Source organism: Spirosoma pulveris, from assembly GCF_054781875.1.
In genome coordinates, this window is the sequence record NZ_BAAGTO010000047.1 from 1 (window position 1) to 3,021 (window position 3,021).

A 3,021-nucleotide genomic window follows, 5' to 3' on the forward strand; every position below is an offset into this window, starting at 1 on the left:
CCGCCACCAGGGTGTTGTACTGGAGCATGAACAGGTGCTCGACGCGGTTCTTGGTGCTTTCCCGGTGGACGTCCTCATAGGAGGTGAAGAGGTTGATCACCGAGGGATTGGCATTGGCGTAGGTGATCACCTCCAGGGCCTTGTCGGCGGCCAGTTTGTAGTGGGAAGCTCCTTTGCTGAGGGGGAAGCCAGCCATGGTGAGGTAGACTTTGGCGAGTTGGGTTTTGACCGCTGCCAGGTTAACCCGACCGCTCGCATCCATCCACGCTAAACCAGCCGATTCCGCAGCCAGTAGGTCGTCAACAATTACTTTGTACACGTCTTCCTGTGCAGCCCGAGCAGGTAGGAAGTCGTCCGACGCTGCCGTTTGAGGCTTGGTGATCAGGGGCACATTACCCCACAAGCGTACTGCCGTAAAGTAAGCCGAAGCGCGCAGAAAACGGGCTTCACCCAGAATTTTAGTCTTCTGGGCAGCATCCATCGGCGTAATGCCGGGAACCTTGTCGATCACTTGATTGGCGTTGGCGATAACCCGGTACAAACCGTTCCAGTAGTTGACCACGTGAGCCGTATTACCATCATGAACCAACCCGTACAGGTTGTTGAGATCGGAGTTTTGAGCGGTCTCAGTGGTGGAGGTTCCGGTCAGGGCTTCGAGCAACTGCCAGTTGCTGGAGAAGATACCGGCCCCATCGCCCATGAACCGCAGACTGGCGTAGACCGAGGCCAAAGCCGCTTCGGCGTGGTCGGGAATGGTATAAAAGCTGGTAGGCGTTAAATTCGAAGGCGCCTGTTCCTTCAGGAATTCGGTGCAGCCGATAGGGCCGGTCAGGGCTACGCCAACCAGTAAAACCCGGCCTATGTATTTTGCGAATGTATGTCTCATACTATTGAAATGTCAGTCAATTAAATGCGGTATTAGATTACAGGCCAATCTGGAGACCCAGCATGTAGGTGGTCGGTTTAGGATAGTTGTGCCAGATTTGGCCTTGTGAGAAAGCACTGCTTCCAGAACCCTGGTTGGTCGGCGTAACTTCCGGATCACCAACGATCGGATCTTCAACCGATAGGAAGAAGTTCTGAGCCGACACATACATCCGCAGGCGGTTCATCTTGAGCTTGTTGGTCATCTCCACCGGGAAGGTGTAACCGAACAGCAGGTTACGACCCCGCAGGAACGAACCATTCTTGATCCAGTGGCTGTCCACGTTGGTCACGTAGCCCGCCCGTGTGTCGCGCACCTGAGCAATCATGGTGTTCTGATTGGTTGGCGTCCAGGCGTTGAGCACTGATGCGTAACTGTTAGCCAGGGCCTGCCGGTCTTCGCTGGGGTGCAGGTTCATCAGCATGACATCATTGCCGAACATGTACTGCAATTCCAACGTGGCGTCGAAGTTGCCAACGCGGATGTTGTTGGTCATGGCTCCCCAGCCTTTCGGGCTGCCGTTGCCAATGATGCTGCGGTCAGCATCGGTGATCGCCTTGTCGCCGTTCACATCGAGGTACTTAAGGTCGCCGGGCAGAATGGTCAGACCATTGCGGTAGCTGGTGAACTTGGCGGCTTCTTCCCGCTCGGCTTCGCTCCAGGTGCCCACCCGGGTCAGGCCCCAGAATGAACCAACTGACTCACCCACCCGGATGATATTGGTCTGGTTAATAAAGTTAGGACCACCTACGCCAAAAATGTCCGATGGGGTAGCCAGTGACAGTACCTTGTTGCTGTTCAGGGAGATGTTGAAGTTTGTATTCCAGCTGAAGTTTCCGCGGTTGATGTTCACCGTGTTCAAACCAAACTCGAAGCCTTTGTTCTCCATCGAGCCCACGTTGCGCCGGATGGTGGCATAACCACTCGACTGGGGTACAGGGGCATCCAGCAGCATGTCGGTCGTCAGACGGTAGTAGTAATCCGCTTCCAGCGAGATGCGTCCTTTGAGGAAACCAACTTCAAGACCTACATCAGTCTGGGCCGTTTTCTCCCACCGCAGGTCGGGGTTAGCCAAACGGCTGATACCCGTACCACCAACGCGGCCGTCGTTGTAGATCGTTGAATAGTTCGAGCTGAGCAACGAGAGTGACTGATACGGCGGAATCTCGGAGTTACCCGTCAGACCGTAGCTGGCGCGTACTTTCAAATTCGAGATGACGGGGTTGCCCTTCAGGAAGTCCTCTTCCGATACCCGCCAGGCCAGAGCCGCCGAGGGGAAGAAAGCAAACTTGTAATTTTCTCCGAACTTCGAGGAGCCGTCGGCCCGGCCGGTAGCCGTGAAGAGGTACTTGTTCTTGTAGCCGTAGTTGATCCGACCAAAGTAGGAGTTAAAGGCAAAACGCGATGCGCCTGAACTAACTCCTGGGTTAATTGCACCGGCCCCCAGGTTATTGAAGCCAAAGTAGTCGGTAGCGAAACCGCTCACGCTGGCGCCAATGCCAAAGGTGTTGGTTTCCTGCCAGGACAGACCCAACAGACCCGTGAAGGAGTGATCCTGACCAAACTGCTTGTTGTAGGTCAGGTAGTGCTCCAACGACCAGAAAGAGGTTTTGTTATTGTTGGTCGATGCGTTACCGTTACCGCCGATGTTAAGCGTACGCGTCTGCGACTGGTTGATTTCCTGGGTCTGGACGTTGGCACCCAATACCGTGCGCATCTCCAGGCCTTTACCCAACGTGATGTTGGTGAACAGGCTGCCCAAAGTGGTCTGGGTGTTCTGGATGTACCTCCGGTCCAGTAGGCGGTGTACCGAACTCATCGTACCTTCCGCATAGGGGTAATCCCGGTTCTCGGCCAGTACGCCCGTATCAGGGTAGCGTACGGGCAGGAACGGAAAGTCTTCCACGATCTGACGAGCTACCGCATCGTTGACGTCCACCAGGTTTTCCATCTGGTTATTATAACTGAGGGTACCGCCGATTTTGAGCCAGCTCTTAACCTGATCGTCGATCGAGAAACGTCCCGAGTAGCGCTTCATGTAAGAGGTCTTGATCAAGCCCTGATCATCGCGGTAGTTGAGCGAGAGCGAGTACTGG

At 54.9% G+C, this 3,021-nt stretch carries 2 protein-coding genes; both read right to left on the reverse strand.

The features are described 5' to 3' along the window. Positions 1 to 886: RagB/SusD family nutrient uptake outer membrane protein (locus ACYVJM_RS31965; protein WP_461152184.1), on the reverse strand; the 886-nt coding region annotated here is incomplete at its 3' end. A 37-nt stretch (positions 887 to 923) separates the two neighbouring features. Further along, positions 924 to 3,021, reverse strand: a 2,098-nt coding sequence (locus ACYVJM_RS31970) for a SusC/RagA family TonB-linked outer membrane protein (protein WP_461152185.1), incomplete at its 5' end; no start/stop codon positions are given.